At 42.8% G+C, this 25,444-nt stretch carries 23 protein-coding genes and 3 tRNA genes; 11 read left to right on the top strand and 15 right to left on the bottom strand.

Going from position 1 to position 25,444, the window contains the following annotated elements; translation table 11 throughout:
• Positions 1 to 95 precede the first annotated feature (95 nt).
• The 3 genes from MSP8886_RS13235 (at position 96) to MSP8886_RS13220 (ending at position 3,544) form a co-directional block, all read left to right on the top strand.
• Complete coding sequence (locus tag MSP8886_RS13235) at positions 96 to 1,487, top strand: aldehyde dehydrogenase family protein (protein ID WP_067017182.1); 1,392 nt, start codon at positions 96 to 98, stop codon at positions 1,485 to 1,487.
• Positions 1,488 to 1,751: 264 nt separating this feature from the next.
• Positions 1,752 to 2,573 carry a helix-turn-helix domain-containing protein gene (locus MSP8886_RS13230; RefSeq protein ID WP_067017180.1) on the top strand — a complete coding sequence of 274 codons (822 nt, stop codon included), beginning with the start codon at positions 1,752 to 1,754 and terminating at the stop codon, positions 2,571 to 2,573.
• Positions 2,574 to 3,013: 440 nt separating this feature from the next.
• Complete coding sequence (locus MSP8886_RS13220; protein WP_067017176.1) at positions 3,014 to 3,544, top strand: phosphatase PAP2 family protein; 531 nt, start codon at positions 3,014 to 3,016, stop codon at positions 3,542 to 3,544.
• A gap of 218 nt (positions 3,545 to 3,762) precedes the next feature.
• Here the strand turns inward: MSP8886_RS13220 and MSP8886_RS22800 are convergent, their stop codons facing one another.
• The 4 genes from MSP8886_RS22800 to MSP8886_RS13200 form a co-directional block, all read right to left on the bottom strand.
• On the bottom strand, positions 3,763 to 4,062 hold the full coding sequence (locus tag MSP8886_RS22800; RefSeq protein ID WP_083200953.1) for a ferredoxin reductase domain-containing protein: 300 nt from the start codon (positions 4,060 to 4,062) through the stop codon (positions 3,763 to 3,765).
• A gap of 381 nt (positions 4,063 to 4,443) precedes the next feature.
• On the bottom strand, positions 4,444 to 5,361 hold the full coding sequence (gene catA / locus MSP8886_RS13210; RefSeq protein ID WP_067017528.1) for a catechol 1,2-dioxygenase: 918 nt from the start codon (positions 5,359 to 5,361) through the stop codon (positions 4,444 to 4,446).
• 66 nt (positions 5,362 to 5,427) lie between these two features.
• Positions 5,428 to 5,706, bottom strand: a complete 279-nt coding sequence (gene catC / locus MSP8886_RS13205; protein ID WP_067017172.1) for a muconolactone Delta-isomerase — start codon at positions 5,704 to 5,706, stop codon at positions 5,428 to 5,430.
• Between the two features lie 36 nt (positions 5,707 to 5,742).
• On the bottom strand, positions 5,743 to 6,861 hold the full coding sequence (locus tag MSP8886_RS13200) for a muconate/chloromuconate family cycloisomerase (protein ID WP_067017170.1): 1,119 nt from the start codon (positions 6,859 to 6,861) through the stop codon (positions 5,743 to 5,745).
• 311 nt (positions 6,862 to 7,172) lie between these two features.
• Between MSP8886_RS13200 and MSP8886_RS13195 the strand changes: the two genes are divergently transcribed.
• Positions 7,173 to 8,477 carry a short-chain fatty acid transporter gene (locus MSP8886_RS13195; RefSeq protein ID WP_083200952.1) on the top strand — a complete coding sequence of 435 codons (1,305 nt, stop codon included), beginning with the start codon at positions 7,173 to 7,175 and terminating at the stop codon, positions 8,475 to 8,477.
• A 459-nt stretch (positions 8,478 to 8,936) separates the two neighbouring features.
• Positions 8,937 to 9,839, top strand: a complete 903-nt coding sequence (locus tag MSP8886_RS13190) for a LysR family transcriptional regulator (protein ID WP_067017166.1) — start codon at positions 8,937 to 8,939, stop codon at positions 9,837 to 9,839.
• An 18-nt stretch (positions 9,840 to 9,857) separates the two neighbouring features.
• Here the strand turns inward: MSP8886_RS13190 and MSP8886_RS13185 are convergent, their stop codons facing one another.
• Entirely contained in the window at positions 9,858 to 10,637 is a 780-nt protein-coding gene (locus MSP8886_RS13185; RefSeq protein WP_067017526.1) for an IclR family transcriptional regulator domain-containing protein, read from the bottom strand.
• A 206-nt stretch (positions 10,638 to 10,843) separates the two neighbouring features.
• Here MSP8886_RS13185 and MSP8886_RS13180 point away from each other — a divergent pair, with 206 nt between their 5' ends.
• Genes MSP8886_RS13180 through MSP8886_RS13165 form a run of 4 tightly spaced genes read left to right on the top strand, consistent with a single transcriptional unit; the run spans position 10,844 to position 14,472 of the window.
• A complete protein-coding gene (locus MSP8886_RS13180) occupies positions 10,844 to 11,659 on the top strand; it encodes a CoA transferase subunit A (RefSeq protein WP_067017164.1) in 816 nt (271 codons plus the stop codon).
• A 1-nt stretch (position 11,660) separates the two neighbouring features.
• On the top strand, positions 11,661 to 12,494 hold the full coding sequence (locus MSP8886_RS13175) for a CoA-transferase subunit beta (RefSeq protein ID WP_067017163.1): 834 nt from the start codon (positions 11,661 to 11,663) through the stop codon (positions 12,492 to 12,494).
• On the top strand, positions 12,491 to 13,702 hold the full coding sequence (gene pcaF, locus MSP8886_RS13170) for a 3-oxoadipyl-CoA thiolase (protein ID WP_067017161.1): 1,212 nt from the start codon (positions 12,491 to 12,493) through the stop codon (positions 13,700 to 13,702). The genes MSP8886_RS13175 and pcaF overlap by 4 nt, the downstream gene beginning before the upstream one ends.
• A complete protein-coding gene (locus tag MSP8886_RS13165; protein ID WP_067017159.1) occupies positions 13,702 to 14,472 on the top strand; it encodes an alpha/beta fold hydrolase in 771 nt (256 codons plus the stop codon). Before pcaF ends, MSP8886_RS13165 begins: the two co-directional genes overlap by 1 nt.
• 168 nt (positions 14,473 to 14,640) lie before the next feature.
• Here MSP8886_RS13165 and MSP8886_RS13160 read toward each other — a convergent pair whose 3' ends face one another.
• The 6 genes from MSP8886_RS13160 to MSP8886_RS13135 form a co-directional block, all read right to left on the bottom strand.
• Positions 14,641 to 15,144: a GNAT family N-acetyltransferase gene (locus tag MSP8886_RS13160; RefSeq protein ID WP_067017156.1), complete on the bottom strand. Its 504-nt coding sequence runs from the start codon at positions 15,142 to 15,144 to the stop codon at positions 14,641 to 14,643.
• A gap of 108 nt (positions 15,145 to 15,252) precedes the next feature.
• A complete protein-coding gene (locus MSP8886_RS13155) occupies positions 15,253 to 15,555 on the bottom strand; it encodes a DsrE family protein (RefSeq protein ID WP_067017154.1) in 303 nt (100 codons plus the stop codon).
• 37 nt (positions 15,556 to 15,592) lie between these two features.
• On the bottom strand, positions 15,593 to 16,324 hold the full coding sequence (locus tag MSP8886_RS13150; protein ID WP_067017152.1) for an ABC transporter ATP-binding protein: 732 nt from the start codon (positions 16,322 to 16,324) through the stop codon (positions 15,593 to 15,595).
• Positions 16,309 to 17,091 carry an ABC transporter permease gene (locus MSP8886_RS13145; RefSeq protein ID WP_083200950.1) on the bottom strand — a complete coding sequence of 261 codons (783 nt, stop codon included), beginning with the start codon at positions 17,089 to 17,091 and terminating at the stop codon, positions 16,309 to 16,311. The genes MSP8886_RS13150 and MSP8886_RS13145 overlap by 16 nt, the downstream gene beginning before the upstream one ends.
• Positions 17,092 to 17,101: 10 nt before the next feature.
• Complete coding sequence (locus MSP8886_RS13140) at positions 17,102 to 18,121, bottom strand: ABC transporter substrate-binding protein (protein WP_067017150.1); 1,020 nt, start codon at positions 18,119 to 18,121, stop codon at positions 17,102 to 17,104.
• Positions 18,122 to 18,352: 231 nt separating this feature from the next.
• Positions 18,353 to 19,531 (bottom strand): BaiN/RdsA family NAD(P)/FAD-dependent oxidoreductase, encoded by a 1,179-nt coding sequence (locus MSP8886_RS13135; protein WP_083200949.1) that lies wholly within the window; start codon positions 19,529 to 19,531, stop codon positions 18,353 to 18,355.
• Positions 19,532 to 19,898: 367 nt separating this feature from the next.
• On the opposite strand from MSP8886_RS13135, the gene MSP8886_RS13130 reads away from it, so the two are divergent.
• Together MSP8886_RS13130 and MSP8886_RS13125 are read left to right on the top strand one after the other, a co-directional pair.
• Positions 19,899 to 20,483 carry a hypothetical protein gene (locus MSP8886_RS13130; protein ID WP_067017148.1) on the top strand — a complete coding sequence of 195 codons (585 nt, stop codon included), beginning with the start codon at positions 19,899 to 19,901 and terminating at the stop codon, positions 20,481 to 20,483.
• Positions 20,484 to 20,825: 342 nt separating this feature from the next.
• The gene (locus tag MSP8886_RS13125; RefSeq protein ID WP_067017145.1) at positions 20,826 to 23,114 is read left to right on the top strand and encodes a GGDEF domain-containing phosphodiesterase; all 2,289 of its coding nucleotides are present in this window, start codon (positions 20,826 to 20,828) and stop codon (positions 23,112 to 23,114) included.
• Between the two features lie 167 nt (positions 23,115 to 23,281).
• Here MSP8886_RS13125 and MSP8886_RS13120 read toward each other — a convergent pair whose 3' ends face one another.
• From MSP8886_RS13120 to MSP8886_RS13105, 4 genes are all read right to left on the bottom strand, one after another.
• On the bottom strand, positions 23,282 to 24,613 hold the full coding sequence (locus MSP8886_RS13120) for an OmpP1/FadL family transporter (protein WP_067017143.1): 1,332 nt from the start codon (positions 24,611 to 24,613) through the stop codon (positions 23,282 to 23,284).
• A gap of 397 nt (positions 24,614 to 25,010) precedes the next feature.
• Positions 25,011 to 25,087, bottom strand: a tRNA-Asp gene (locus MSP8886_RS13115).
• Between the two features lie 34 nt (positions 25,088 to 25,121).
• A tRNA-Val gene (locus MSP8886_RS13110) sits at positions 25,122 to 25,197 on the bottom strand.
• A gap of 121 nt (positions 25,198 to 25,318) precedes the next feature.
• A tRNA-Asp gene (locus MSP8886_RS13105) sits at positions 25,319 to 25,395 on the bottom strand.
• Positions 25,396 to 25,444: the final 49 nt, after the last annotated feature.

The raw sequence follows: 25,444 nt of genomic DNA, 5'->3' as shown, positions 1-25,444 counted from the left end.
GCGGATAAGTCCAAGCCCCCTATCAAGAAGAGTTCTTAAGATGTTAGGTACTCGCAATTTTTTAATGTACCGAGTCACTAGAGAGAATAAAAACAATGAATAGTTCTGCTTATAATGTAACAAGACATACCCCTTTTGAAGTATTTAATCCTTCTACAGGTGAGCTTATCGGTCATGCTCCGAACATGGCTAACGAAGAACTAAACGCCGCCGTAGAATCAGCTAAGTCCGCTTTTGTTTCATGGTCGTCATTATCAGATGAGGAACTTCAAAAAAACTGTCTTGCTGCCACTCAAGCGATACAAGATCACTCCGAAGAGCTGGCGAAACTGGTCACACTGGAGCAAGGAAAACCCTTGAATGGTCTGGGCTCTCGTTGGGAAATAGGGGGTGCTATCGCTTGGGCAGACTATACATCGAAACTTTCTCTTCCTGCTAAAACCTTACAAGACAACCAAGACGGTAAAGTTGAACTATACAGAAAACCTCTTGGTGTTGTTGGCTCGATTACCCCTTGGAATTTTCCGGTGATGATCGCTATTTGGCACATAATGCCTGCCTTAAGAACGGGTAACACGGTGGTTATTAAGCCCTCCCCAAGTACACCGCTATCTACCATTCGTCTCATAGAAATCATGCAAGAAGCCTTACCAGTAGGTGTTGTTAATGTTGTCACAGGTGACGACAAAACATTTAACCTAGGTGCTGCCATGTCTGCCCATCCAGATATTAGAAAAATCGTCTTTACTGGCTCCTGTGCAACAGGTCAGAAAGTTATGCAGTCTGCGGCAACCACCATGAAGAGACTGACCCTAGAATTAGGGGGCAATGACGCCGGAATCGTCTTACCAGATGTTGACCCTAGTGCCATTGCTGAAGGGTTATTTTGGGGTGCTTTTATTAATAATGGTCAAACTTGTGCGGCAATGAAACGATTGTATGTTCATGAGTCTGTTTATAATTCAGTATGCGAGTCACTTGTTGAATTTGCTAAAAATATCCCCGTCGGTGACGGCATGGATGAAGCCAGCATATTAGGACCCATCCAAAACAAAGCGCAATTTGATAAAGTATCGCAATTGGTTTCTGAGGCCAAAGAACGTGGAAAAGTGTTATTAGGGGGCGAGCCTGGTGAAGGTCTTTTCTTTCCACCCACTATCATTGCCGACTTACAAAATGGCGACTCTCTAGTTGATGAAGAGCAGTTTGGTCCTGCATTACCCATTATAAAATACTCGAATATTGATGATGCCATTCGCTCTGCCAATGATAGCCCTAATGGCCTTGGCGGTTCCGTCTGGTCATCTGATATTGATATGGCCAAGAAAGTCGCTGCTCGAATGGAGTGTGGCTCTGTTTGGATTAATAAACACGGTGCCATTCAACCCAATGCCCCTTTTGGTGGCGTGAAATCCTCTGGTTTCGGCGTCGAGTTCTCAGAAGAAGGCTTAATGGAATATACTGATATCCAAGTTATCTTTAGCTGATTTCTGTTACCTTACCATCCATAGGGCATGACTGAACCATCAAGCCCTATGGTCATACTTTTTAAAGTTATGTACTAAAACTTTTGCATACATACCAGAGTGCTAACCTTCTATAAAAGGTCTTTTTAAAATAAAAACAATAATTGAGAGTTGAACATGAAAGATAAAAAATCTCATTCAGCTTGAGTATTATTAAAAATCGGTGTCCGCTTTTTTAAACCGGAAAACCACAACAAAAGAATAATAAAAATTTGGTTATCCAATATGATTGAAAACTATAGTATTTCTAAAATCAAATCAAAACAGCCTTGGTTTGTACTTTGTGCAGCGGAAGAATATTCGGTAAAAGTATCTGACATCCCATATGTATCCCATTTTTATAGTTTTGAATCCGCATCATCAGAAGTCACCAATGCCATTCCAGATGGTTGTATTGACATCTTATTTGATTGTGACAGCTCCAAGCCAAAAGCAATGGTTTGTGGGACAACGCTCGGAGCGGAATCAGTAGATTTCACCTATAAACATCGTTATTTTGGTGTTCGATTTTCTGCTACCTCTACACCTAACTTCCTGAACCTACCCGCCGCTGAATTAGTCAATCAAAGGCCAGATTTTAAAGATATTTCCCTTAAAATAAATGACTTATTTGAACAAGTTGCTAGTCAAGAGTCTTTTAGCAATCAGGTTCTATTATTTTCTAAATTTTTAATAAAACATGGCATTAGAAATCATTCAAGCCTTTCAAAACAAGTCATCCAATATATTTTCGTTAACAAAGGCAATGTTCAAATAAAAGAGTTAGAAGAGATAACAGGGTATACCTGCCGTACAATACAAAGACAGTTTTTATTAGACATAGGCATGACACCCAAAACATTCTGTCGTATTGTTCGAGTTCAATCCGCTTTATATGAGATCAACTTAAACACTCATACAAAACCTTCCGATCTAGCCCACCGATTAGGGTTTTCGGACCAAGCGCATTTTACACGTGAATTTAAATCACTGACGAATACGACACCAAACCATTATGTTAACCGAATAGAAGAAAGTATGTATTTAGATAAGGTTAAATTTTATTAATCGTTACATTTCTTGTAACTATCTTGTTCAAATTGCAAAATTACAGCACTTATTATAAGTGCTGTAATGCCCAAAGAATTTATTCCACTATTTCTATGAAACATTCCAAGGTCACCATTATTTTTCATGGGTAAATAGACGTAAAAAACCTATTTTATTTTCCAACGCTCTAAAAACAACCATACTAAGTTGTTTTAAATAATCTTTTAATAGCCAAGTTAATATAAAAGCAATGCATGACACCACGATGGAACCAACAATATCGAAGGGATAATGAACACCACAAAGCCCCCTAACTAAACCCACTATTACGCTAAGTGTCAAAATAGTTTGGCCTATATCATCCAAAGAAAATTTTTAGATGAATTTTTATTAATTTTTCGCTATTTCACTATGATAATGATAAACAAGCCTATTTTGAAAAGTGTTAGGGGTATCTAATGAATGTTATTCAGAGAATTCACCAGCTTGATGTTTTCGTGTTTTCTTGGTTTATGGCCAGAAAAAATGGTAAGAGACTGGCTAGAATTGGGCGTTTTATTTCATTTAGCGCAGATGGTCCACTCTACGTTGTGACGGATATCGTATTGTGGCATTTCCATTACCGGTTATTAGCAAGAATCATTGCATTTGGATTTGCGCTTGAGCGGTGCTTATATTTTGCGATAAAACTAGGTTTTAAACGAAATCGACCTGCCGACACACTGAAGAATTTCCACAGCTACATCACGCCATCGGATAAGTTTTCATTTCCTTCTGGACACACTTCCGGAGCGTTCTTTGTAGCCTACTGCTTGGCACAAGCTTTTCCATCCTATTATCTGCTCTTTTATATATGGGCTACTCATGTGGGATTGTCTCGGCTACTACTTGGGGTTCACTTCCCTACCGACACACTAATGGGCGCCTTGCTTGGTGTCGGTTGTGCTGCGTTGATGGTAGCGTTACTTCATGGCATCCTGCCATATTGACTACGGTGATAAATCCCCATATCACTATTTTAGCTGCGAAAAACGCTAAACTTTCATGATCACATTAGCGCCTCCTTATAAAGGTGACTGAATTTGTTCTATTGCAGATCACCATATCGACGACTTTCGGGGACAGAAGTAAAGCATTTTAGGCTCACTAAAGGTATCGACCCATGCCCCCTGTTGTCTTGCCATTAGACCACGACAAAGTTTTTTGGTTAGCTAGCAGAGAACTTCTCATAGTGCACCGTAGATCTGGACATATCTCTATCATCCAGCCACCCTTTGACGGCGTCCACCATAGGTGGCGGTCCACAAAGGTAGAGATCAACCTCACCATCGTTGAAATAACGATCCTCAAACAGATCGGTTACTACGCCTACTGGCCCTTCCCAATCAGCCGCTTCTTTCATCACTATGCTGTATGATTGGAAGTTCGGCAGCTTTTCAGCAACTTTCTGAATACGCTCAATCTCACACAGATCGGCTACCTGAGTGACGCCGTAAAACAGGGTAATTGGCTGCTCACAACGGGTAGTTGCCGCCTAAAATAATTAAGACGCGCCTTTGTGTTGATCTGGGTTTAACACCACATCAGCTATTGACCAACCATTTTTTACTTTTATTGACCATCGCTCAGGACTTCCCCATTCTCGTTCATCTTTTAGGGTTTTACCTTCCTCTGACGACCGTATAGGGCGATAATACTAATTAAACTCAGCTTCAGACAGAACGAAGGCTTCAACTACGACAGAAAAACCTCCTAAGAAGTGGATATCAGATGCACTAAATTGTTAACCTCGAGCCTAATCGCTTAAATTAAAAATCCCCTGTTGAAATCTCAACAAGGGATTTTCGTTAAAAGCCAATTAGTCGACCAGAAGCATTACTAATTAAAGTTAAGCTACTGACGCTCGTGCACGGGCATGTTTGTCTGTTAATTCTTCGTTGTCAGTTTTAAGAATTTCAATATTGAACTCAACGTCCAAATATTCTTCATTAAAACCGTGGTTATTGTCATTCATTGGTGTTGCGGCAACAACTAGCTCCTCACGAGTCGCAAAAGCGAAGTCATCATATGTATATGCATCGCCTGCTAAGTTAATCTGAGTGGTTAGATGCTTGAAGCCTGGTTTAGAAACAAAGTAATGAATATGAGCAGGACGATTACCATGACGACCAAGTGCATGAAGAACCTTTAGTGTAGAACCATTTGGAGGACAGCCGTAACCGTTTGGCACAATACTACGCGCTCGATAGCAACCTTGGTCATCTGTTATCACTCTGCGGCGTAAATTGAACTCACTTTGAGTTGGGTCAAAGTAAGAGTAACCACCTTTAGAGTCTGCATGCCACAGATCGACAACAGCGCCAGCTACAGGATTACCCTCTTCATCCAATACTTTGCCGTGAAGCCACATGCCTTGACCTGGTGTTTGGCCATCATCCATACGAGCTTCACCTTCAGAGATTGGTGCATCCTGCACATATAGAGGACCTTCAATGGTACGTGGCGTACCACCCGCTAGACCAATCGCTTCGTCTTTAGCATCTTCACGAATATCTAAGAAGTGATCGAAACCTAGGCCTGGTGCAAGCAAAACAGCCTCTTTATTGGTTCCAAGTTCATTTAGATAATTCACACCCTGCCAAAACTCATCTGGCGTAATGTCTAGGTCATCAATCATCTTATAAATGTCTGATACTAGACGAAAGACGATTTCTTTCATGCGAGGACTACCTTGATCTTTGTCCAAGCCAGCGACTTTTTTAAGTAGGTTTTGTACTGCTTCTGTTTGAATTGTTTTAACAGTCATTTCAATCTCTCCGCTTTTGTGTGCCATGACAGCACTTTTATTAAATTTTGTTTTAAATAGCTGGCGCTATTTAATAGAAGATGGATGCTGACATAAAGCTGTCACTTCCATCGTCATAAAAGGATACAAAGGCAAGCCAGTAAGGACTTCATGCAAATGAGCATTGTCTTTCACGTCAAAAATACTCACATTTGAATACTGTCCGACAATCCGCCACAAATGCACCCAAATACCCGCTTTTTGTAATTCTTGTGAATAATTTTTCTCCTTCAATTTGATCGCATCTGCCTCTGCAACCGGAAGGTCCTTAGGAATATTCACCGTCATTTCAACTTTAAAAAGCATGTTCATTTCCTCATGATTGTTTGCGTTGGTGCTGTGTTATTTACGTCGATAAAGCGCTAGCTTTTCTTCGTCAATTTCAATACCTAAACCAGGTGCATCTGGAACATCCACACCATTGTTATGGTAGCAAAGCGGCTGTTTGATAATGTCATCTTGCAAGAGAAGAGGGCCAAACATTTCACTACCCCAATGCAATTTCGGTAAGGTAGACCAAGCATGTATTGAAACCGCAGTACCAATAGAACCTTCTAATAAAGTACCACCATATAATTCCATACCCGATGCCAACGAAACGGTCGCCGCATAAAGCGCTTCAATAGGTCCACCAGCTTTGGCAATTTTCAAAGCGATACCGCCATTAAAACCACGTTGGGCAAGCTGGAAAACATCTGAGGCATCGGCAACACCTTCATCCGCCAGAATAGGAATAGTAAATTTTTGAGATAATCGGGATAAAGCATCCCATTCTTTGGCAGGGGTTGGTTGCTCAACTAAATCCACACCGGCTTCTTGAAGCGCAGCCATACCTTTTGTTGCAGTTGATTCATCCCACGCTTGGTTTACGTCGACTCGCACACTCGCGCTATCGCCCAATGCTGCTTTGATAGCCGCCACATGGGCTACATCATCATTCACATGTCGAGAGCCAATTTTAAGTTTAAAGTCACAATGTCGACCGCTAGCAATAAGCGCTTTCGCTTCAGTAATGTCTTTATCCGTATCACCCGATGCCAATACCCAAAGACAGGGAATATGTTGGTGTATAGCGCCGCCTAATAGGGTAGAGACAGGAACACCTAAATGCTTACCTTGTAAATCCAATAACGCAGTTTGCAGAGCTGATTTGGCAATCATATTGCCCCGTACGGACATGCTTAGGCGTTGAATAAGTAGCTTTATGCTATGTAGTGGCTGATCGATAAGTAAAGGCGCAAGGTAGGTATCGATGTTCATTTTAATGCTTTCTGGGCTTTCAGGACCATAGGCCAAACCGCCAATAGTCGTGCCCTCGCCTAAGCCTTCACGACCTTGATCATCTTTGATACGAACAATCACCATGGTTTGCACGGCCATAGACGTCATAGATAATTTATGAGGGCGAATCGTGGGAATATCCACAAGCATTGTTTCAATATGAGTAATTTTCGATGTCATTCTAAGGTGCATCCGTTTATTGTTTTTTCCTACACTAGACTCACTCGAAACAGAGAACAAATATCAATTTAGTTGCTAGCAATACTTTTTAGGTATTACTCAATAACTCACTTGACCAGCAGAATCTATTGGTCAACCATATTCGTAGTGCAAACTTTCGTTCGCATTACGAACCATGTCTATTTATGCAACACTCCAGACTGAACCATAAAAATAACATGAACACTCACAGTTCAATGATGATTTACAGCAATAGTCAGAAGAGCTAAATCGATATTGAACAACAATCTAATAAAAATAAGAGACCTATTATGGAAGCAATAACCAATTTTTCCGTACGTATTGTACAACGATACTTACCAAGTGCTTTTGTACTCGCAGTGATACTAACAGCCATCACCTTTCTATTAGGTATTGCTATTGCAGGCCAAAGCCCTATGGCAATGGTCAGTTATTGGGGAGATGGCTTCTCCAAATTATTTACTTTCGGTATGCAGATGGTTTTAGTCCTGTTGACTGGCTATGTCCTAGCAATGACCCCCATCGTAAAAAATGCCTTAAATACTCTTGCAAAACAGGCTAGTACGCCTAAACAAGCTTTAGCCCTTACCATTCTGGTTAGTTTCGTTTGTTATTATCTAAACTGGGGCTTTGGTATGGTAGCGGGTGCGATTTTAGCAAGAGCCATGGGACGCAGCGTAAAGATACACTTTCCACTCATTGTCGCCGCTGCTTATGGTGGTGAGCTAGTACGTGGCCCCTCCTCTTCCATTCCTTTAGTGATTGCAACGCCTGGAAACTTCATGGAGAAATCCATCGGAATTATACCTGTTTCGCAAACCCTTTATTCTGGCTGGAATATCGCGCTGACTATCGGACTTTTAGTGCTATTAATTGCCTTTTTCATGCTACAAAAACAACCTAAAGACATCGTTCTATTGGAAGATAAAGAGGATGATCGTATTGAAACGAAGGAATTTAAGGGAAAAATGTGCTTTTCTGACTGGATCGAACACAGCCGACTACCTACTTTGTTTTTAGGGTTACTAGCGGCAAGTTACTTAATCGCCAAGATCCTAAACGGTAGCTTTAGCATCAACCTAAACAGCATGATTTTAATTTTTCTGTCACTAGGATTAATGCTTCATAAAAACTCAGTCTCTTACCTGAATGCTACTGAGTCAGCGGTAAAAGCGGGACGAGGCATCATTGTACAATTCCCACTTTATGCAGGTATAGCAGGCATGATGACCAAAGCTGGATTGGTTACTATTTTTTCTAATGCCATGATATCTGTCGCGACAGTTAAAACCTTCCCATTACTTACTTTCCTATGTGCAGGCATTGTCAACTTCTTTATTCCATCTGGCGGTGGTCAATGGGCGATTCAAGGCCCAATTATGATGCAAGCGGCCTATGAGTTAGGAGCAGATCCAGCGCAGACAATAATGGCATTCACTTGGGGAGATGGTTGGACTAATCAAATTCAACCATTTTGGGCATTGCCCTTGTTAGGCGTAGCAGGGCTTTCTGCACGTGACATCATGGGATATTTAGTCATTTGGCTGGGGATATCAGGTGTTGCGATTGCCACAACCTTTATGCTGATTATGTAAAAATTGTTAGCGATAACAAAGCGCCTTTTAAAATAGGCGCTTCAGGTTACTGATCAACCACTTTATTTATCTGGCCTTTTCTTTTCTGTGGGGCGTTTCCTCCTGAATCGTCATAACATCTTTAGCCTATATTTTTCGTGCTAAAACGAGGCTCTCCGGACAAGCTTAGAAGGTCGGGTGTCGTGGTCAACTAAAACTGGCTACCGCTTTATAGTTAGGCGGTACTACTCCCCCTTCTTGTTTGATACCAGTATTACACGACTTACCAAGATCTCATACTGATCTATGGACAAAGCCACTGAACAAAGCAGCATATAGAGCGAAAGTAGTAAAACGCGGAGAGATTTTTCATTACAAATTACCCATTTTTTATCGTTATTATTTGCTGAATCAAATGATGTACAGTAAGTTGCTTACTTCCCATATCCATTAAGTTATTAGTAATACCTAGGAGGTATAATGGAGTTAAGACATCTACGTTATTTCTGTGCCGTTGCTGAGGAGAAAAATCTTACTCGTGCTGCTGAAAAACTCTTCATTGCTCAGCCACCATTAACAAGGCAGATAAAGCAATTGGAAGACGATGTGGGAGCAAAGCTTTTTGATCGTCACTCGCGAGGGTTAACACTAACCCCTGCAGGAGAATACTTCTGGGAACAAGCAAAGCAAATGCTGGCTAAGGCCGATATGGTCATTGAAAATACTTGCCGAATAGCAGAGGAACAAAAGGCCGTCTTCAGCATTGGCTTTGTTCCATCCGTGTTTTATGGACAACTCCCCTCCTTAGTTAGAGACTTACGCCAACAAACCAACGCGAATATTTTGCTACATGACTTAAAAACTGGCGAGCAAATCGAGGCATTAAAGACGGGAAAAATTGATATCGGTTTTGGCCGTTTAACCATTCCCGACGAACACGTGGAACAGACTATATTATTCCAAGAACCCTTATTGGTGGCCTTGCATGTCGGCCACCCGCTCCTTAAAAAAGGAGAGCCTACACTGGAAGATCTGGCGAAAATGCCAATGATTTTGTACCCAGCAAACAAAGCGGCTACCCCTACCTTCGCAGATATTTGTACTTCATTGTTTACCAGCCGAGGGCTAACCACAAAAGTGACTCAACAGGTCAATGACCTGCAAACGGCATTAGGATTAGTCGCTTCTGAAATGGGGTTTGCTCTGGTATCTGAACAAGTAAGGCATTTTGGACGAGATGATGTCGTTTTCATTCCTTTACAAGATAAGTCCATCACCTGTCCGGTTATTTTTAGCCGTCGAAAAGAACCGATGGATTCCATTACCGCACTGGCTGTTAAAATTCTCAAAAACTTGGTTAAAAATCGTCAGGGCGGTTTATAACCAGTGATTATGGCAATGTTATTTGGTGTGTAGGCGAATCTGTTCTGCCGCCTCCTGCAATACAGGTAAATATTCTTCTATCAAGGTTTGATGACTTACCCGCGACGCATTGGTACTCAGATTGATTGCCCCCAGCAACGCGCCATCGAAAGTGAATGCAGGCACTGCCAAGGAGCGTAAGCCAAGATCCAATTCCTGATCCACTACACAATAGTTTTGTTCTCCAATCTGCACAAGCATTTGCTCAAAAGCAGACTTATCGACAATACTATTCTGGGTATAGGCGTGAAGAGGCACACTTTCAAGCCAGTCTTTTTGTTCTTCAAATGGTAACCTTGCAACCAACATCCGGCCCATAGAGGTATAAGCCGCAGGTAATCGCGTCCCGGCACTTAATGTTATGGACATCAAACGATGGGCTGCTGGCGAACGCACCACATACATGATGTCTTGTTGATCTAACACAGCTAAAGATGAAGATTCCCCCAGTCGCGCGGTAATATCATGTAGATAATGCTCAACCACATTGAGATGATCGTTACTGACGTTATAAGCGTAACTGAGTGCTAACACTTTGGGGGTTAACGTGAACTTCCGCCCTTCTCTCTTAATGTACCCAAGGGCATGCAAAGTCAGTAAAAAACGTCGGGCTTTGGCTCTATCCATACCTGTTTGCTCAGCTACTTCGGACAGTGTCATATCTTTATGCTGCGGATCAAATGCCATAATGACATCCAGCCCTGATGCCAATGCGCCAACATAGTCACGATGATCCGGTGACAGTTTTTCCTCACTCATACCCTGCTTACTCACAGCCATTAATAATCCCGCCATTATTTATTATTCGTTACAGGCTCGCTAGAGGAAAGAGACTTTTCATCGCACTTTTTATATAAATCAAGTGAAAAAAGACAAATATAAAATTTTAACTTGACCAGTAATCTTGGCTTGATTTATCTTGTTCGTATTACAAACTTAAATTCGTATAACGAACAGGATACATTATGACTAAGTTTATGACACTGAAAGACGCTGTCGCGACCTATGTAAAAGATGGTGACACCATATCGCTTGAAGGTTTTACTCATCTCATCCCTTTCGCGGCAGGGCATGAAATCATCCGTCAGAAAAGACGCAATTTGTCCCTAATTCGTATGACACCCGATCTAATTTATGACCAACTAGTCGGCGCTGGTTGCGTTCGGAAATTGACCTTCTCTTGGGGTGGAAACCCTGGTGTTGGCTCACTTCACCGCGTTCGTGATGCGATAGAACATGAGTACCCTTGCAAGCTAGAAACGGTTGAGCACAGTCATGCAGCCATGGCGAATGCCTATGAAGCCGGAGCTGCTGGCCTACCACTGGCCGTTTTCCGCGGTTATGTTGGCAGTGAGCTACCTCTCGTCAACAAAGAGATTGCTACCATAACTTGCCCTTTCTCTGGCGAGCAGCTAGCTGCCATTCCTTCCATCAAACCCGATGTGGGTATTATTCATGCTCAAAAAGCAGACCGAGCAGGCAATGTGCTCATTGAAGGGATTATTGGTGTGCAGAAAGAAGTAGTCCTGTCTGCCAAACGAAGCATTGTCACAGTGGAAGAGATTGTCGATGACTTAGACGTCACACCAAATGCCTGCGTTTTACCTGCATGGACAGTGGATGCGATTGCGGTCGCACCAGAAGGCGCGAAACCCTCTTATACGCTCGGCTATTACGATAGAGACAACAATTATTACAAACAATGGGACAACATCAGTCGCGATAGAGACAGTTTCAACCAATGGTTGGAATCCCATGTGTTTGGCCAAGGAGATGTTTAACATGACAACACATAACGATACAGCCCAATACACTTCCTCTGAAATGATGACCATCACAGCGGCACGCGCACTAAGTAATGACATGACTTGCTTTGTGGGGATTGGTTTACCAAGTGAAGCGGCTAACGTTGCACGCTTGACTCACGCGCCTGATGTTACCTTGATCTACGAATCAGGCACCTTGCAAACCAAACCGGATGTGTTGCCTTTGTCCATTGGCGATGGTGAACTGTGCGAATCCGCCCTCACCACCGTTTCTGTACCAGAAATGTTCCGTTATTGGCTACAAGGTGGACACATCGATGTTGGCTTTTTAGGCACAGCGCAAATCGACCGTTTTGCTAACTTAAACACGACGGTCATTGCAGCCAATCATCCTGAAAGCGGGAAAAATGGCGCACACAGTTATGCCAACCCAAAAGTCCGTTTACCAGGTGGTGGTGGTGCCCCTGAAATCTCCACCAATGCCAAAGAAGTCTTTATTACCGTTAAACACTCAAAACGTACTTTTGTAAAAGACGTAGACTTCATCACCACAATAGGTTTTGGTCGTGATGGCAAAGGCCGCGATAACTTACCGACTATTGGTCGTGGACCAAGTGTGGTGATTACAGATTTATGTATTTTAAAACCTGACCCAGCAACCAAAGAGCTGATTGTCACTAGCTTACATCCTGGTACAACAAAACAAGACGTTATTGATGCAACGGGGTGGGAAATTAAATTTGCGGACTCTCTTGAGACCACACCAACACCAAATGAAAAAGAGCTGCAAGTATTACGCGAATTAAAAGCCCGAACTGAAAAAGCACACAGTGCACAGGAGATAAAATGAGTTCTGTTTACATCTGTCACCCTAAACGTTCAGCCATTGGCCGTTACGCCGGATCTCTTGCGGCAGTTCGCCCAGACGACATGCTAGCTCAAGTCATTCAAGCAGTACTCAAAGATGCCCCAGACCTTGATCCAGCCGCTATTGATGACACAATTTTTGGCTGCGCCAATCAATCAGGTGAAGACAATCGTAACGTGGCACGCATGGCAACCCTATTGTCTGGTATACCCTATAGCGTATCTGCGACGACTATGAACCGCTTATGTGGATCAGGAATGGACGCTATTGGTACCGCATTCCGAGCCATACAAGCGGGTGAAGCAGAATTGATGTTAGCCGGTGGTGTTGAATCCATGTCTCGCGCGCCATTTGTTATGGGGAAGCCCAATGCCGCCTTCGATAGACAGCAAAAATTAGAAGACACCACCATGGGCTGGCGCTTTATCAACCCCGTCTTAAAGTCCATGTATGGCACGGAATCCATGCCAGAAACGGCGGAAAATATTGCTGAACGTCACAAAATAACGCGTCAACAGCAAGATGCATTCGCTTTGCGTTCTCAACAAAAAGCCAAAGCCGCACAAGAAGAAGGTCGCTTTGCCGAAGAGATCACCCCTATTACGATCCAGCCCAAACGTGGTAATCCAATCATCGTCGATCAAGACGAACATTTACGTCCTAATACCACACTTGAAGATTTAGCAAAACTGAGAGCACCGTTTCGGGAAAATGGCTCAGTGACGGCAGGCAATGCATCCGGTATAAACGACGGTGCCGCTGCTATGTTGATCGCGAGTAAAGCGGCGGTTGAAAGCCATAAACTAGAGCCATTAGCGAAAATCATCGGCATGGCAACGGCTGGCGTTGAACCCAGTGTAATGGGCATGGGACCAGTTCCCGCCGTACAAAAATTACTAAAACGTACTGGCCTTTCTCTCGACGATATGGATGTAATCGAATTAAATGAGGCCTTTGCTGTACAAGGGCTAGCTTGCATGCAAGAGTTGGGACTTTCACCAGAAGACGAACGCATTAATCCAAATGGCGGCGCGATTGCTCTCGGGCACCCATTAGGTATGTCAGGGGCTCGTCTATTACAATCTGCCGCTATGCAGTTAAAACGTACTGGTGGACGCTATGCAATGTGTACCATGTGTATTGGCGTCGGACAAGGCATTGCTATGCTGATCGAACGGAGCAACATTTAATGAAAAAGCTATTTTTTACACTTGAAGGCGATAGTAACAAGCCCACTATTGTGCTTGGTCACCCTTTGGGTATGAACAGCCGAGTTTGGGACGGTATTGTCCCAGAGTTATTGAAACAATTTCGAGTCGTTCGCTGGGATCTTCCAGGTCATGGACTAAGCGACGCACTTGATCCAAGCACTTCCCCATTAACTGAAAATGCCTTAATTAATCCACTGATTGAAAAATGTGATGAACTTGGTATTAAGCAATTTCACTACGTGGGAACCTCCATCGCCGGCATGATTGGTCAACAACTGGTGACCCAATATCCTGAGCGTTTATTAAGCGCTACCTTAACCAACACGGGGGCAAAAATTGGCACTAAAGAGGCGTGGTTAAATCGCCAAAAAGATGTCATGGCTCAGGGGCTGGAGAGTATGGCGGCTACCTTAGTGGTACGCTGGTTTAGTGAAAACAGCGTACAGACCAACCCAACATTAGCAAGCTACTGGCAAGAGCAACTCGCTAAGGTAGATGACTTCAGCTACGGTGCGCTGTGTGCTTGGCTTGCTAATATGGATCTCACTGATGAACTAGAGCCAAGTTCACTTCCGGTACAATTGATATGTGGAGAAAAAGACGTCGCCACTACACCGGAACTGATGGAAACACTTGCTTCGTTACTTCAGGTTAACAAGCTAGAAATAATAGAGAAGATCGGCCATGTTCCATCGGTAGAATCTCCTGCGCAATTTTTAGCTCTACTTAAAAGCTTTATTCATAAATGATATTTTTGTCGAATCAAGGGCATTCATCTTCATGCCCTTGATTCGACAACTACATTTTAACCACAGTGGCGAATAACAAACCATCCACCGCCGGACATTTTGAAAATCAATAAAAAAACCACTTCACCTTAAGAGCCACCAGCTTATTACTGTCACTACATTGTTTTGTCACAGACTATGGTGATATTCAATACAATCTACAAAAATCCCTTTGATCAATACATAATCTTCATGGTTTTTTATTGGTAAAAAACCATTGTGCTGTAGAACCTTTTGCGAGGCGATATTATCAGCAGATACATAAGCAATTAAGGCTTTGAGATTCAAGTGGGCAATTTGTGCGATCAACTCTTTTACGGCTCGTTTTGCAAGCCCTCGATTAGTAAAAGCTTCTCCTATTCGATAGCCCAAATAAGCAGATCGATTCTGCATATCAATGTCCCTAAGGTTAATCCGCCCTACTATCTCACCGCCACCATCCACTATCAGCATAGGAAGCATCTCTTGACTTCGATATAATGAGAGACATTCAGTAATATGCTCTCTCACGCCATCGACGCTATAAAAGGTTTCGGCTCTTGGATCTATATAGGCTTCAAACCATTGTCTGTTACCTATCTCAAACGACAACAAGCTATGCAGATCGGATTCAGATAACAAACGTAGCTCCATAGACTTATACCTCTTTAACGTTTAGAAGATGTGTCTGAAAAAATACATCGTTCTATCGATCCTTCTTCGCAGAATATTACTAAGCATTTATAAGGAGTAGCAAAACGTTTAGGCGCGGATGTAAGACCAACCTTTTAACTGTTGATGCGCTAGGTACTGCACGGCAGCATCGACTTCCTGAACCAGAGGCTGAGCGGTCAGTCCTTGAGCATGTAGACTATTACGACACAGCACCAACCGACTCAGAATCTCCTCATCATTCAAGGTGACTGCTAACGCCGTAGCAGGGCCATTTACGACGATTTCAACTTGAGCATCCGGTTCTAATTTAAGCAAATTACGAGCGTTGTTCTGAGCTCGCTTCAAAGCATCCACAGTTGGTGCGTGGATCAATAACTGAGTGACTGCCATCACGGTATCCTTCTAAAATGAAAGTGTATTCCTAAAATTAAAGTGTATTCGCGATATCTTGAGCCAATTTTTGTAGTGCATCAGAACCTCGGCGACGAGGACGAGCCAGTTCAATACGTTGATCTAATACAATATTTGCAGGCGAGCCAGATAACACGACCACTCGATCCGCTAAATATACAGCTTCTTCAATATCATGGGTGATAAACATCACCGCTTTACGTGTTTTTTCCCAAATTGCCAACAACTGATCTTGCAAATGTTGGCGGGTGATAGCATCCACCGCACTGAACGGCTCATCCATTAATAACAAATGAGGTTTGACTGCTAATGCTCTGGCAATCCCGCCTCGCTGAACTTGCCCACCAGATAATTGGTGTGGCCAGCGATCCGCCAACTCTTCCAGTCGAGCGAGTTTTAGCACGTCATTCACTCGGGCTTGCTTCTCTTCTGCCGTCAGATTAAGCCCTTTTAGACCATAGGCAACATTACTACGTAATCGACGCCAAGGCATCAAGCGACCATCTTGAAACACAATACCGCGAGAGCGTCGGGTATCATTCTCCTCGACATTGAGAGAGATAGTACCATGGCTCGCCTTAGCAAGACCCGCCACACAACGAAGCAAAGTCGACTTACCAACGCCAGACCCCCCCACTACCGCAATGAATTCATCTTTTTCGACCCGAAGATCCAAATCAGCAAACACTGGGGTTGAATTGTTACCATAGTGATAACTCAGATGATCGATATTTAGGATGGGCGCCATTTCAACACTCGCTTTTCAATCAAACCAAACAGTGTATCGCTCAGGGTGTAAACCAGAGAAATAACCAGCATATAAACCACAACAACATTATAAGCCCCAACACCCGCAGCCGAATTCATTTCCTGCCCCATGCCGGGAACCCCCAACAACTCAGCAGCGATTAACGTCATCCAAGCTTGTCCTATACCGGTTCGAATACCAGAGAAAATACCGGTTGCCGCCCCGGGCAAGGTTACTTGAAGTGCCTGACGTAAGTGACCATTTTGACCAAATGCACTGGCCAATTCATAAAAGCGAGAATCCACATTTCGTACCGCTGAATACGTCGCAAAGTAGTTCACCCAGAAAACGCCAATAGCAATAACAAACGCCGCCCCAGCATGGCTAACTTTGAACCAAGCTATAGCAAAGACGACCCAAGCCAATGGTGGAATCGGTCGAAGAATCCGCGCCAGCCAAGCATGCAACGCGTCTAGTAGCAATGAGGATGCTGTCAATGTCCCCACTAAGAAGCCCAGAAACGTACCAATCGCCAAGCCCCAACTATAATGTATCAAGCTAGACAGTACCGCCGGCAGCAAGCGCCCAGAGGTCCACTCATCGGCCAACGCCTGTGGTAAACTAAACGGATCTGGTATCGTCCCTGGTGCCGCCCAGCCTGCTGATTGAGCGTATTTCCATAACATGACAAATGCCGCGACTCCGATAAATCCCAGCAAGGCACGCCCCCATCGAGAGCGTGTTAAAGAGTCAGTCTTTAATACCATGAGGGGACCATTACTCCTTAGTTAACTCATTATAGAAGCTAACATCAAACAAGGTTTTAAGATTCAAATTCGCCTTAAGCGTGCCTTGACTGGCTTGAAAATCACGCATGGTACGAGTGCCATCAATGATGGTATTTGGGTCGGCTTGGAAATGATCCGCAGAGTTCTTTAAAGCAGTTAACACAATGTTTGCCGGTAAACGCCCACCACCAACATATTTGCCAACGGCTTTTTCAGCCTTTTCTGGGTGGTTACGTAATTCGTTAGTTGCCGCAATATGTGCTTTCACCAAAGCCTTCACCACTTCAGGGTGCTGCTTAATCAAAGATTCACGCACAACCAATACGGCTCCAGGCTGATGAGGGAACATAGCAGAGCCAGACGCCACAACTTTCGCATCATGCCTACGATCAAGTACGATGCTAACCACGGGCTCTAAAATCGCCGCGCCATCTACCGCATCTGTCATCAGCGACTGTTGAACCTGAGCAGCGCCTTGGTAAATAATATCGATGTTGGCTTTGATCTCATTACGACTCATACCCAACTGTTTTTGCAACCAGTACTGCAACACAGTTTCTGGTACAGACCCTCTAGGAAAAGTGGAAATGACCGCTTTACGCCCAGTCGCTGCCTTGAAACGAGCAAACGCCGTTTTGGCATCACCGTTTTTAAAATAAGGGGCTAACTTGCCTAAAGCCACCATGCTGATCTGCTCAACAATGTCGGAAGCAACTACTTTGATATCCGCCCCTTTGGCGCGTGCAACCATCGCAGGCCCAATACCAAGATACGCGACGTCCAACTGTCCAGCCAACAATGCCTGTACAATCGCAGGACCGTTTTGAAATTGATATAACTTAGGGTCACTAACACCAGCCTTCTTTAGGGCACCACTCTCCAAAACAACAAACGCTTGGGAAACCGGAATAATGGGCATATAGCCAATTTCAAGGGGCTTGTTAGCAGCGGACACCAAACTACTCCAGCCACATAACACCAAAGCAATCAGAGTCACTAATCGACGCATGGACGCTCTCCAGATAATTAAGAATTGGCTGTGGATTATATATAAACCAAAAGAATATTAAAAATGAAATAAAGATCGTTTCGAACTAAAGAGATTTAAAGACAGACAGGACACACCAAAAATAAAGTAATATGTTTATATATCAATTAGATAAAATTTTTCTTATTATCTAGTTATACTTGGCAAAAATGCCTATGGCCGATATCTCACTGGGGATTGTCATAAGACGAGTCAAACATACTGTCCCGCGCAATAACCACTCGCCCAAGCCCACTGGAAATTGTAACCACCCAGCCAGCCTGTAACGTCGAGCACTTCCCCTATAAAATAAAGCCCTTTTTGTTTTTGTGACTCAAAGGTTTTGGATGAAACCTCATTAGTGTTCACACCACCCAGAGTCACTTCGGCAGTGCGGTAGCCTTCTGTACCATTGGGTGCAATATCAAAGTTTGCCAGATACTCGAATAAACTGTCGATTTGATCATTGGAAGTTTGCGCGCTGCGTTCATTCAACCAAGGAAATTCAGCTTTAATCAACTCCACTAAACGTTTTGGTAATAAGTTCGATAAAACGCCTTCGTAGCTTTTCTTTGGTGTATTTTGGCGGACAGCGAGCAAGTCATCAAACGACAAGCTTGGAGCAATATTAATGCTTAACGCCTCGCCGGGTTGCCAGAAGTTGGTAATTTGTAGAATCGATGGGCCACTCACACCGCGATGAGTGAATAACATAGGTTCTTGAAAGCTGACACCATTGGCAGTGGCCGAGACATCACAGGCAATACCAGACAATTCAGCAAATTGTGCTTTGCGCTCTGGCTGTACGGTTATTGGCACTAAACTGGCTCTAGTGGGCAGAATATCATGACCAACTTGTTTGGCAATCTCGTAGCCAAATCCGGTTGCCCCCATAGTGGGAATGGACAGGCCACCCGTCGCGATAACCAAAGAGTCACACGTGATATCACCTTGACTGGTTTTGAGTATCGTATGTCCGTCATGAAAATCAATATGATGGATTTTGGTATTGAGCTGAATTTCTGCACCAGACCATTCAATCTCTGTCAGTAAGATTTCGAGCAAGTCTTTAGCAGAATGTTCACAGAATAATTGCCCTGGGGCTTTTTCTACATAGTCCAGACCATGACGGTCAACCAAGTCAACAAAGTCTTGAGAAGAAAACCGACGTAACGCCGAAATACAAAAATGTGGATTGTCGGACAAGAAGTGTTTGGGAGCGGCATCCATATTACTAAAGTTACAACGACCACCGCCTGACATAAGGATTTTTTTCCCTGCTTTATTGGCATGATCCAGCACTAATACTCGCTTACCTCGGTACGCCGCCGTCGCGGCACACATCAACCCAGATGCTCCCGCCCCAATGATCACTACATCACGTTTATCCACACTTAGCCTCTCTCATTTTTGTTGGCCTGCATTATAAAGATTGGCCTTAATATTGCCATTAAATCTGTATTTCGAGAGAAAATTGCTCTTTTCCTAACCATAGAATGGTAAACGAACCAGTCCATTTATATTGTCCACAGAATCCGTGAAGAAGGCTGTGGGAATCATCAATAAACTTTTTATATTCAACAAGTTACTTAAAATCAAACATTATTTTAAGTAATTTTATTTCTCTTGATTTATCAAGGGGATTTCAATGGTTCGCATAAAATTTGAACGAAATATCACTTAATAGTATACATCTTTACTGTTTTTATATACAGTACTGTACAAACAAACAGTAAATTGACTTCTTGAGGTTGTGGATATGATTGGCATTACAAAACCAAGACGCTACTTTAATCAGCTTATCATTGGCACTTTAGCTCTACTTGCGCTCTATGCACCGACAAAGGACCTAATCTCTTATCTTCATGAACAGTTTCAACACCAAAATATTGAGATTGTCGAAGCTTCCTTTGGTGCAAACATGCCTTGGCAAACCCAGGATATGAGCTATGTAAAAGTCGCCCAAGAGATCCGACCTAGTTTTGCTACATCACAGATTATTTATACACGACTGCGTTTAAATAATCCGACCTCTCAACCACAAACCTACCGCAAAATCTGGCTCAATTTTAATCACCGCAATGGCACTCGAGAATACACAACGGATTACACTTTATATAATGCAGATACACGCCAACGACTCATTGGCCAAAGTGTACAAGTTGGGCCTCACTCAAGTGTTGATGTCATTGCCGCATATCGTTTTATTCCAAGTTATCGACATCAAGTCCCTTCGTCTATGAACGTCTCTTGGGAAGGAAAAGACCTTATACGTGAAAATGCCTGTTCTTATGATATGAAAAACCTAATGACGAACAACTTTCACACCCAATGCGACCAATAAAGTCTCTTTTCTCACGGCGATGATCACCACACAAGAGAGGGCTTTCCCAAGCCCTCTCTTGTTATATTTATTTCCCCCGCCCCCAACCACAGACTCTTATGATACTGACGCTAGCCAATAGGTAAGAACAGCTATTGACAGAGCAATAGCTGTTCCTTTTAAGTAGCAACCCTAAAGGCACTTCTTCTGAAACGATTCTCATAGGGAAAATATCACTCATAATAGCCATCATTTCTGAAAAATACTGTTATAAATAAAAAAACATGATAGTCATTAGGCTCTTTTTTCGGTAGCCTCTGGTAGTATTTAGAGACTCCTTCCATCTGTATATGAAGTTAATCGATGTTAATTGACTTTTTGAAAGCTTTTTTTCTGATTGAACCCGAAAGACAACATCAGCACAGCAAGATCACGTTTCAGCAAAGTGCCCTTAAAATTCTGATCGTTGTGACACTATTAGTGTTCATGTTCGTTGAAATAAACAGTCTGCTTATTCCCGCATTTGAGGGAAAAGCGTTTTTCCTTACCATCAATAGCGGCTACGTAGCCATCTTAATTGGGTTGCTAGTATATTGTCGGCGCTATACTTTTACTGTTTCAGTGCTTTTTTTAATCGTCATGATGACCACTGGCATTTTGCTTATTACCACAACAACTAACACTAACGCCATAAAATATGGACTACTATCGCTGTATTCTTTACCCCTAATAGCCCGTTTATTCTTTAATTTTCGCACGACCTTGTCCATCAGCATTGCCAATATTGGCTCCTTTTACCTTGTTGTACACATGTCACATTCTTTGGAACAGATTAATGATGACATGCTGCCTGAGTTTACTTCGTTTTATTTTCAGTTGCTCACGTTTGCAACCTTAAACTTTGGTCTACCGTTTGCTGTATCGCGGATGATTTATACACTCGAAAGCAATACCACGCATTTAGAATCTTTGTATCGCAGACTCAATCGAAACAACACCTTATATGAAGAAATTTTCGAGCATACAGGCACACCAACCATGCTCTGCAATAAGGCAGGAAAAATTCTAAAGGTGAATGGGCTGGCTAGACAGCTACTTTCCAACTCAGAAAGCCTGCAAAACAAAATAGAAAACAGTCAGGTACAACACTGGCTGACCCCCACCGAAGAACGTTCTGAGCGTTACTTTTGGCATTCGAACACTAGAGAATGTTCACTGAAAACGAATCCTAATACATTGATTGAAATGCATAGAGTCAGCCTGACGAATCATGGACATTATATCTTGCATTTACAGGATATTTCGCAGATCAAAGCTTTAAAACAGCAACTGGAAAACTCCCAACAAACCAATTCCCGATTAACAAATTTTGATGTACTCACTTTGTTACCAAACGTGAAACACTTTTGTCAGCAGGTAAATAACAAGCTAGCATTCGAAAGGGCTCATTATTCTGGCGCTATGATCATTATTCGCATTAGCCAGTTTAAATTGCTCAATAAACAATACGGAAAAGACAACGCCAATCGACTCATCTTAAGTTTCGCCAAAATCCTTAAAAATAAGCTATCCGATCAAACCTTTATCTGCCGCCTACGAGGGGTGAAGTTTGCCTGTTTTGTCCCCCTTGGGCAAACCTACTTAATTAAACGAAATCTATCTGCCCTGATTCAATCCACTCTACCCGATCAAATAAAAATGGATGGCAATCTATTAAATATGGACTATCAAGTCGGTGTTTCTTATTATCAAACAGATGGAAACAGTGCAGAAGAATTGCTTGATCGCTGCGAAATGGCTTTGGAATACTCATCGAGCGCGGAACGTATTTCTTATTACAACAACCAGCTTGAAGACAAATTGGTAGAAGAACATCAGCTTGGGCTTGAATTAAGCAACGCCATAAAATGCAACAACATTGTTTTATGGTTACAACCTCAAGTTGGGCGGGATGGCTATATCTGCTCCTTTGAAGCCCTTGCTCGCTGGCAGAAAGCAGATGGTTCCTTTGTTTCTCCTATGGCATTTATCTATTTAGCAGAAAAGCTGGGGCTTTTACCCACACTTGCAGAAAACTTACTTCGTTCTCTCATCCCAATTTTATCCGAGTGGCACAAAGAAAAAATTTATACACCTGTTGCTTTCAATTTAGCAGGCCAAGAGTTGATGAACGATGTATTTTTTGCTCATCTAATGTCATTATCTGCAGACCATCCTTGGTTAGGTAAAATGCTTGAATTGGAAATTACAGAAACCAGTTCCGTCATGACCCACCCGATTGTCCATAAACGTCTCAAGGCACTATCGCAGTATGGTTTTATTATTGCCATTGATGATTTTGGCACGGGCTTGGCTTCATTAGGACAATTAATCGATATTCCCGCAAAAATTTTGAAAATAGACCGACGTTTTATCTCTCCTTTACCTGACGACCAACGCCACCTAGATATTGTTAAGTCAACCATTCAGCTTGCTCAATCACTTAATATGAAAGTCATCGCTGAAGGTATAGAAAGTAAAGAACAAGCCGATACACTGATCGACTTGGGCTGTCATATCATGCAAGGCTACTATTTTGGTAAACCCGCTCCTATGACAGAGTGGACTAAAGATAACCACGCCAAAGCAAAACACTTGAGACTGGTACGCTAGCCCAGACAAACCAAAATTCTCCATATGGAAATGTGTGGATATAACATCATCTTGATTCTCCAAGAGAAACAAAAAAAGCCTGAGCAATTATTGCCCAGGCTTTAACCATTATTTCACTTCTCAACATGCCAGCACTCGTATCTAACGGCAATACGATTACCTAAAACCTAGAAGGATTTCGTGTAGGCCAATGACACCACATTCGCTGAAGAAGCGTAATCGGCTTTATATGTACCTCTGGACGCATCTTCCGGCAAACTACCATCACGATTCACGCTGACATCTTCTATTGAAACATAGGTATACGCAAAAGAAGCGGAACTTGAATCATCAATATGGTAAGTCGCTCCCAAAGAATACCATTTACGATCACCATCAGGTGTTCTCGCTGAGCGGTATTTATCTGTCACAGGGCTATTATCCATAGCAATACCAGTACGCAATGTCCAAGCTTCTGAATAATCGTAGGTTAAGCCTGCTGAATACATCCATTCATCATCAAACCCAAAAGTAAGGACTGAGTTCGGCTGCTTGCTGCCAAATTTAATATTTAAACCGTCACTTATTGAACTCCAACCTGTATGTATCGCACTTAAGCCAAGACGCAATTTATTCGTTAAAGCTTGATCCAAACTGATGGTTAACACATCAGGAAATTTAAGGTTATCTTCAGCACTGGTATTAACCAACTGATAACCTTTCTGGGCAAGGGCTTGGTTTACCCCCGCAACATTGTCGTATTTCACATCGCCTTTGAAATCAAATTTCACCTTGCTTCGATATCCAATACCAATACGCGTTCCCTTAATGGGCTCCATCAATACACCCAAACTAAACCCATACCCGGTGGCCGCAGCCTTAATCTTACCCAGTCCTTCTGTTCCAGGATTAGGTGTAGCGGCTCCCACAGCAGAGGCCAACACAACATGAGCGCGATGAACTTGCACACTGGCACCAGCAGAAAACCAATCATTTACTCTATGAGCGACGGAAAAAGCTAAGGCAACGTCTTTTAAAGATGTTTCAGTCGCATGGAAACGACCTGGCCAAGAATTACCATAGTCCCCAGACAACCCAAAAGGCGCATTCAAAGAAATCCCACCGACTGTGTCATCAGACAAAGGCATCGCGTAATAGAAAGCGGGAATAAAGGCATTGTCTACGGAATCTGAATTGGTTGTTGATCCGCTTATGGGAGATCCCCCAAAAGCTATTGCATTCTTTGCTGAAATATTCGTCACGTCCATTTTTGGCATAACATACGCGCCAGAGACATAAAAAGTATTTTTCTTGGCATTCAGAAAAAGGGCTGGGTTCCAGTAACTAAAAGAAATATCTTCACCAGAAGCTGCAGCACCAGCTATAGCGCTGCCTGATGCTGTCGTACTATGATCATTTAAAGCAAATCCCGCTGAGTAAGCGCTAGAAGCCGACGCTACCGCCAAAGCGACAACACTTGCTTTAAATAAAATGCAAGAACGAGTTGAAAAGGTTGTCATATTAAGCTCCATTTTTTTATTTTTATTGGTGAATCTTTAGGGATATCTGACAAATCATCCCATAAGCCTTGAGTATAGTACTCCTCATTATGATATTACCAGTAGACATCACAACTTTATTTGAATATTTACAAAAAACATTTCATAGTCCCCACTCACGGCCTGAAATAAAAAAATTGCCTCAGGAGGAAGGCTACATGCCACAAAAAACCGCACTAAAATGCAAAAATACTATCAAGAGAGAATATTTGATAAAAAATAATTGAGGATAGATAATCAATACTGAAGGGAAGCTAAAAAATAGAAGGACTTGCTATGACTAGAGGCAGGAAGTAATCAAACAGCCTACTAAGAAGCTATTTGTCATATATTGAGTCTTTCTTTATTAAGAAAAAAATGGCGGAATGGACGGGACTCGAACCCGCGACCCCCTGCGTGACAGGCAGGTATTCTAACCAACTGAACTACCACTCCGTTGTCATAAGCTGTTTAACCACTGTCTTATAAGTGGTGGGTGTGGAGAGGTTCGAACTCCCGACATTCGCCTTGTAAGGGCGACGCTCTCCCAACTGAGCTACACACCCAATAACATTTTACATCTGTTCGATGTGGAGTTCGTGAACTCCCACTGATATGCGCCTTGTTAAGATCAATATCCCAACTGAGCTACACACCCGACTCGTAGTTTTACATCTTGTCGAAAGATGGCGGAATGGACGGGACTCGAACCCGCGACCCCCTGCGTGACAGGCAGGTATTCTAACCAACTGAACTACCACTCCGTTGTCATAAGCTGTTTAACCACTGTCTTATAAGTGGTGGGTGTGGAGA

This window comes from Marinomonas spartinae (assembly GCF_900089775.1).
In the GTDB taxonomy this organism is placed as follows: domain Bacteria; phylum Pseudomonadota; class Gammaproteobacteria; order Pseudomonadales; family Marinomonadaceae; genus Marinomonas; species Marinomonas spartinae.
The sequence above is the reverse complement of the archived record's forward strand: the minus strand, read 5'-3'. Positions and strand labels throughout refer to the sequence as shown.